The 5,399-nt window shown below is 74.3% G+C and carries 5 protein-coding genes; 1 reads left to right on the top strand and 4 read right to left on the bottom strand.

The window, feature by feature from the left end:
* Positions 1-61: 61 nt before the first annotated feature.
* From DQW06_RS14330 to DQW06_RS14315, 4 genes are all read right to left on the bottom strand, one after another.
* Complete coding sequence (locus DQW06_RS14330) at positions 62-925, bottom strand: ABC transporter permease (protein WP_013156464.1); 864 nt, start codon at positions 923-925, stop codon at positions 62-64.
* Between the two features lie 59 nt (positions 926-984).
* Entirely contained in the window at positions 985-1,977 is a 993-nt protein-coding gene (locus DQW06_RS14325) for an ABC transporter ATP-binding protein (protein ID WP_013156463.1), read from the bottom strand.
* A 177-nt stretch (positions 1,978-2,154) separates the two neighbouring features.
* Positions 2,155-2,919 (bottom strand): DUF2470 domain-containing protein, encoded by a 765-nt coding sequence (locus tag DQW06_RS14320; protein WP_117198624.1) that lies wholly within the window; start codon positions 2,917-2,919, stop codon positions 2,155-2,157.
* A 363-nt stretch (positions 2,920-3,282) separates the two neighbouring features.
* Positions 3,283-3,891, bottom strand: a complete 609-nt coding sequence (locus DQW06_RS14315) for a TetR/AcrR family transcriptional regulator (RefSeq protein WP_117198623.1) — start codon at positions 3,889-3,891, stop codon at positions 3,283-3,285.
* 74 nt (positions 3,892-3,965) lie between these two features.
* Between DQW06_RS14315 and DQW06_RS14310 the strand changes: the two genes are divergently transcribed.
* Complete coding sequence (locus tag DQW06_RS14310; protein ID WP_117198621.1) at positions 3,966-5,255, top strand: alpha/beta hydrolase; 1,290 nt, start codon at positions 3,966-3,968, stop codon at positions 5,253-5,255.
* Positions 5,256-5,399 lie beyond the last annotated feature (144 nt).

Below are 5,399 nucleotides of genomic sequence, written 5' to 3'. Positions count from 1 at the left end.
GCACGGGAGAAGGCCGGGGCAGGCCGTCCGTCCCCGGCCTCCCCGGCGCCCCGCCCCCGCCCTACGGCTGGCGGGGGTCCCACCTGAAGTAGCGGCGCACCAGCAGGGCCAGCACCGCGATCCAGGCGAGCATGATCCCGATGGAGGGCAGGGCCGCGACCCACAGGGCGAGGTAGCCCTTCTCCTCCCCGTCCCCGAAGCCCCGGAAGGCGTCGTAGCCGGAGTAGGCGGTCTGCGCCATCTCCCCGGCGGGGACCGACGGAACGAAGCCGATGATCACGCGAGCGGTCTCCGGCAGGAACTCCAGCGGGATGAGTCCGCCGCCCACGAACAGCAGGACCAGCATGGGCAGCATCGAGATCATCTGGGCGGACTCGGCGTTGCGGACGATCGGGGTGATGAGCAGCCCCATCAGGGAGAACATGACGGAGCTGAGGACGACCGCCACGGCGAGCATCAGCGGGTCCCGGGGAAGGCTGCCGAAGAAGACCAGGACCAGGGCGGCCACCACCACCGTGATCGCCAGGGAGAAGACCACCACGGCCCCGATGACGCCGCCGAAGACCGCCGACTGGGGCACCCCGCTGACCCGCAGCCGCTTGAGGACCAGGGACTCCCTCCGCGCGGTGAACACGTTGGAGGGGTGGCCGACGCCCAGGATGAGCCCGATGGAGCCGATGGTGGCGACCATGGCCATCTGCCCCATCCCGAAGCCGGGGACGACCTCGTCATTGGGGAGGTTCGTGGTCATGAAGGCGAAGAAGAGCGGCAGGGCCAGGTACATCCAGGCGGTCTTGTACCGGGCGAACAGGGTGAACTCGGTTCGGGCCAGGCGGACGGCCTGCCTGGCCCAGCTGACGCCGGGTCGGACGCCGGGTCGGACGCCGGTGGCGTCGGTGGCGGGGGCGGCGGTGTTCGCGGTCATCGCGGTGTCTCCTCGAAGGACTGTGCGGGGCAGGGGGGCACGGAGCGCTGCGGCGCGCGTCAGACCAGGTCGGCGGCGCCGTCGGCGACCCGGAGGAACACGTCCTCCAGGGAGGCGCTGCGCACCTGGAGGCTGCGCAGGACGGTACCGTTCTCCACGGCCCAGGACATGAGCGCGGCCACCGCGTGGTGCGCCCTCTCCTCGACGTCCCCCCGCGTGACCGTGTAGGTGGCCCACAGCGCCTGGCCGCGCGTCTCCACGGAGACGTCCGCGCCCTCGACGCGGGGCAGGTCGGCGGTGCGCACGTTCGGGGGCAGCACGAAGCTCACCCGGTCGCCCCAACCCGCGAGGACCTCCTGGATCGTCCCCTCCACGCGGACCTCGCCGCGGTGCATGATCGCCAGCCGGTCGGCGAGCCGCTCGGCCTCCTCCAGGTAGTGGGTGGTGAGCAGGACCGCCACCCCCTCCCGCTTGAGGTCGTTGACGATGCGCCAGGTCTCGATGCGGCCCTCGGCGTCCATGCCGGTGGTGGGCTCGTCCAGGTACAGGACCTCGGGCCTGGTCAGCAGGGCCAGCGCCAGGTCCAGGCGGCGCTTCTGCCCTCCGGACAGCTGGCGGACCGCGACCCCGCGCTTGTCGGCGAGGCCGACCAGCTCCAGCGTCTCGTCCGTGTCCCTGGGCGCGGCCGCGAGGTCGCGGGCCAGGTGCAGGGTCTCGGCGACGGTCAGGTCCTCCAGCAGGCCGCTGCCCTGGAGGACGGCGTTGGTGCGCTCCCGGACTCCGGCGGGCTGGCCGTAGGGGTCGAGGCCGAAGACCCGGACACTGCCGGAGCTGGGGCGGCGGAAGCCCTCCATCGTCTCGATGGTGGTGGTCTTGCCCGCGCCGTTGGTCCCGAGGAGGGCGAAGAGCTCGCCGGGGTGGATCTCGAAGGAGACCCCCTTGACCGCCTCGAAGTCGCCGTAGTGCTGGTGGAGGTCGCGGACGACCACCGCCGGGCCGGTGGCGTCCTGTCGGCCGGGGCCGGTCGCTGCGGTGCTCGCTGTCGTCGTCATGTCCCCAGGTTCCCGCGGAACGGCTCACACGGAACAGACGCCGTTATCACCGGCCGCACGGGGGAACCTACCGGCGCGCGCACTGACAAATGTCATCGGGCCGGTGCGGCGGCCGCTGGTGGGCGGTCGTGGCCGCGCCCTCGGACCCCTCGGCCGCGCCCGCCTTCCGGTGGCCGCTCATCCGCGGTCGTAGCCCTGGGGGACGGGGTGTCCGGCCAGCCGGTGCACCTGGACGGCGACGTCGTCGGGGGTGCGCGCCGGGCGGGTGAAGGGCAGGTGTACGTCGTGGTGGCCCCGCGCGGTCTCCACCCGCAGCCGCAGCCCGAGGCGGTCCACGCCCAGGGGCCTGGGTCGGCCTCCGCGCGCGGCGCCGGAAGCGGCGGCCAGCAGGTCGCCCACCAGGTCCGGGTGGTCCTCGTCGAGGTGGCGCAGCCAGGGCGCCTCCCAGAGGCAGAACGGGTCGGGGCGCGCGGCGGCCAGTTCGGCCGGATCGAGCACGTGGGCCCCGTCGTGGTCGGACTGGACCACCAGGGCGGTGCGCAGGACCACCATCGTCAGGCCGTACCCGATCTCCAGCAGCCGGTCGTCGGTGGCGGCCTCGGGCAGCCGGGCCGCGCGTACGCGGGCGTGGGCGTGCTCCAGGGCCTCCACGGCGCCGCTCACCCACAGCACCGCCCGCACCCTGTCGCGCATCAGCACGGGTGACAGGTCGGTGAACTCCGCCATCACCACGGGGCCCCTGGGACGGGGGGCCGTGAGCGGGTGGCCGTCGGGCAGCAGGAGGCTCACGGCGCCGTCGGCGTGCACGTGGCAGGGGGCTTCCTCCAGGTACACGGTCCCCGCCTCGCCGAACCGGTCCGAGGCCGCCGCCACGGTCACCGGACCGCCGCGGGCCAGGGTGGAACGGGCGCGATCGGCGGGAGGAGGAACGGGGGCGTTCACGGGCGACCACCTCGAATAGAAGACAGTCAGGTAAGGCTAACCTAAATCACCCTTCCCTGGAAGCCCCTCCCCCGCACCGCGTCCACGGGGGCGGTACCGGTGCGGGCGGTGGCCGGGGCCGCGAACGCCGCCCCGCACCGCGCTCACCGGGGCGGTACGGCCGCGCGAAGGGAAGAGGGAAACGGCCCTGAGCGACCACGAGGCCATCGCGGTGGCGCTGCCGACGGGGCCGCACCGCACACGGGAGGCGGCCGCAGGAGCCTCCACCTTCCCGGCGCCCCCGCCCCCGCGGGCCGTCCCGACTGGCGCCCGCACCGACGGCGCGGACGTTCCCCGCACGGGACGCCTGCCCGTACGGGACGTCTATCCGCGTGTGACCGCCGCGACCGCCGCCTCCACCGCGGCGCGCTGGGCGTCCAGCGGGGCGCCCGGGGGCTGGCGGACGGCGCTGAGCCAGATCCCGTCCACGAGGACCAGCAGGAGTTCCACCAGGGCGTCCGGGTCCTGCCCGGGGGCCAGTTCCCCCTGCTCGCCCGCCCAGCCGACGGCGGCGCGCAGAGCGGCGCGGGCCCGGACGTCGAACCCGGCCAGGACCTCCGCGAACTCGGCGTCCACGGCCGCGCGGGCGTAGAACGCCGACCAGACGCGGGCCTCGGCCAGGCGCTCGTCGTCGGTCGGCAGCAGGTCGGTGAGCACCTGCCGCAGCCCCTCGGCGAAGGACAGCAGCCCCGGGCCGATCCGCACCCGGGCGAGCCGCGCGGCGACCGCGTCGACGACCTCGTGCATGGCGAAGAGGAGAAGCGCCTCCTTGGTCCCGAAGTCGCGCTGGACGGCTCCGACGGAGAGTCCGGCCTCGGCCGCCACGGTGCGGATGCTGACGCTCTCCAGGCCCTCGCGGGCGGCGATCCGGTGCAGGGCGGCGGCCACCTGCCGGCGGCGTCCGTCCTTGTCCACGTACCTGGGCACGGCCACATTCTGACACACCCCCCGTTCTGATACGTTCGTATCGATACGTACGTATCGAAAGAGTTCTCGAAGGGGAGACCATGGACCGACGGAACCGCGCCGCCGCGGCCGCCCGCTGGCTGGCGACCGCCCTCGCGGGCACGACCGCGCTTGTCGGCACGGGCGCCGCCGCGCTCGTCCTGCTGCCGCCGCCCTCCTGGGACGCGTGGCAGTACGGACTGCTGGTACTGGAGTTCAGCCTGGTGTTCGCCGCCCTGGCCGTCGTCGGCCTGGTCCCGGCCCTGTTCGCGGCGGGGAGGCCGCGCTTCCGCGAGGGCACCGGGCGGCGTCCGGACGCGGGAAGCAGGGGAGCGGTGTGGCGTCGGCGCCTCGCCGCGGCGGCCGCCACGGCCAACGGCGCGGTACTGGTCGCCGCGCTCGTCCCGCCCGGGACGACCTGGTCCACCGCACACGCGGAGGGAGCCCGGCTCGACCTCGGCGAGTACGCCGCCGGACTCGCCACCAGCGCCGACCGCGCACCCGAGACCCGCGTCTACCTGCGCACCGGCGAGTCGGCGGTCGGGGACGCCTCCGACCCGCAGGACCTGGAACTGGACGTGTGGGAGCCCGAGCGGCGGCGGGGGGACGCCCCGCCACCGATCGTGGTGAACGTCCACGGAGGCGCGGACGACCTGCCGCAGAGCCTCCTGCCCCGCTGGGACGTGTGGCTGGCCGACAACGGACACGTGGTGTTCGACGTCGACTACCGCTACTTCCCCGACGGCGACTGGTCGGTGCCGGTCTCCGACGTCAAGTGCGCGATCGGCTGGGCCCGCGAGCACGCCGCGGAGTACGGGGCCGACCCCGGCCGGATCGCCGTCACCGGCCAGTCGGCGGGCGGCCTGCTCGCCCTCCTGGCCGCGTACAGCTCGGACGAGGAGATCCCCCCGAGCTGCGACGTGCCCGACACCGGCGTCGACGCGGTCGTGGCCTGGTACGCGGTGGCCGACGGTACCGCCGAGGCGCCCGAGCTGCCCTGGCGCCAGCGCAACTCCCCGATGGGCGGCGACCTCCTGGAGGAGAGCGAGCGCCTGATGGGCGGCTCCGTGGCGGAGCTGCCCGAGGAGTACGCGATGAGCTCGCCCATCACGTACGTCTCGCCGGAGGTTCCGCCCACGATGCTGATCACGCCCGGCCACGACCTGTTCGTGGGCCCGGAGGACAACCGCCGCCTCGCCGCCCGGCTCGACGCGGCCGGGGTCCCGCACCGGCACCTGGAGATCCCCTGGGCGGAGCACATGTTCGACCTCAACTGGGGAGGGTTCGCCAGCCAGGTCACCCGGCACGGCCTGGACGGGTTCCTCGACGAACACCTCGCCGCCTCGCCGTGAGCGGTTCCGCCTCCGGCCCGGAAGTGCCCCTGCCCCGGCCATGAGCGGCGCCGCCTCGGCCCTGTGAACGGCTCTGCCCCCGGTCGCTGAACGGCTCCTCGCCGTCAGCGGTTCCGGCCATCCCCGCGAGCCGTCACGGTCCGG

Origin of the sequence: Nocardiopsis sp. TNDT3 (genome assembly GCF_003427465.1) — a bacterium.
Lineage (GTDB): Bacteria > Actinomycetota > Actinomycetes > Streptosporangiales > Streptosporangiaceae > Nocardiopsis > Nocardiopsis dassonvillei.
The sequence above is the reverse complement of the archived record's forward strand: the minus strand, read 5'-3'. Positions and strand labels throughout refer to the sequence as shown.

Bases quoted from the DNA above. Each gene is read 5' to 3' on its own strand.
- DQW06_RS14330 (WP_013156464.1), bottom strand. From the start codon at position 925: ATGACCGCGAACACCGCCGCCCCCGCCACCGACGCCACCGGCGTCCGA.
- DQW06_RS14310 (WP_117198621.1), top strand. From the start codon at position 3,966: ATGGACCGACGGAACCGCGCCGCCGCGGCCGCCCGCTGGCTGGCGACC.
- DQW06_RS14325 (WP_013156463.1), bottom strand. From the start codon at position 1,977: ATGACGACGACAGCGAGCACCGCAGCGACCGGCCCCGGCCGACAGGAC.